The organism is Mesorhizobium sp. M0047 (genome assembly GCF_040323315.1).
In the GTDB taxonomy this organism is placed as follows: domain Bacteria; phylum Pseudomonadota; class Alphaproteobacteria; order Rhizobiales; family Rhizobiaceae; genus Mesorhizobium.
The window spans coordinates 1-1006 of the sequence record NZ_JAMYUW010000108.1 but is presented as its reverse complement, the minus strand read 5'-3'; the positions used below and the strand labels follow the sequence as shown (position 1 = coordinate 1006).

The following is a 1006-nucleotide window of genomic DNA, read 5'->3' as shown; positions in this document are numbered from 1 at the left end:
ACATCGAGGCTCCAGTGCAACTGGTTCTCGATGGTCCAATGTGCTCTGACGGTCTCGGCCAGTCTTTTGGGCATGAGCACTTTGGAAAGCGCGACATAGCGGACCGAGGTGGTGGGTTTGCCGCCCGCCACGCTGCGCGAGGCCTCGATGCGGCCGATCGCCTTGAGGCCGGGAAAGGCCGGCGGATCGAGCAGCCGTTTGAGCGGCAGGACCGAGGCTCTTCGTGTTTCGGTGCGGCCATGCGCGCTTTCGCTGGTCTCGAAGAAGGCGATCTCGGCAGCTGCGGCGAAGCTTCGCTCCGCCGCAGCGAACAGCTTGGGACGATTGCCTTTCAGCCCCAGCGCATAATGCGCCTTCTTGCCGATCAGCGCCTTGGCGGTGTCGGGACGGCAGTGCAGCGCATCCGCCGTCACCGTGCAGCCCTTCAAATCCAAGCTCTTCAGAAGATCCAGCGTGGCTGTGACCTCGTCGCCCTCGGGCGCGCGGGCAGCGGCAATCGACAGCCTCGTCTCGGCGTCCCACACGCTCACCATCAAAGGCGGCATAAAGACCCGACCCTTAGTGTAGCCGCGCCGCAGCGATTTGCCGTCGACCGCCACCACGCCGCGCGGCGAAGGCCCGAGCGTTTGTCGCAGCGCTGCCATGAAAGCGGCAAAGCTGCGCGAAAGCTCATCGGCATCAAGAAGTCGAAACACCCGGCTGAACGTGTCGTGGCTCGGGCAACCATGCTCCAGCGCCACGATCTCTCTCAGCTCGTCTTCCCGACCCTCAACAAAATCGGCAATGTCAACACAGCTCTTGGCCCCACACAGGGTCGCAAGCAGAGCCAAGAACAGAAGCTCCGCCAGATCATGACGCGCGTTGATGTCACGCGGATCCCGAATTTCACGCAAAATCGAAAGCAGAAACGGCATTGGGTCTCCTCTTCAAAGAGAAGGCCCCTAAAGAATCAACCTTTCCACTCAACGCAAGACTTACTCTTACTCATATGCGATTCCCCTGCCCT

1 protein-coding gene is annotated in these 1006 nt (G+C 61.2%); it reads right to left on the bottom strand.

Annotated features, from left to right (window positions below):
- Positions 1-914 (bottom strand): ISAs1 family transposase (locus tag NKJ89_RS35575; RefSeq protein WP_352609072.1); only part of this gene is annotated, 914 nt, incomplete at its 3' end.
- Positions 915-1006: the final 92 nt, after the last annotated feature.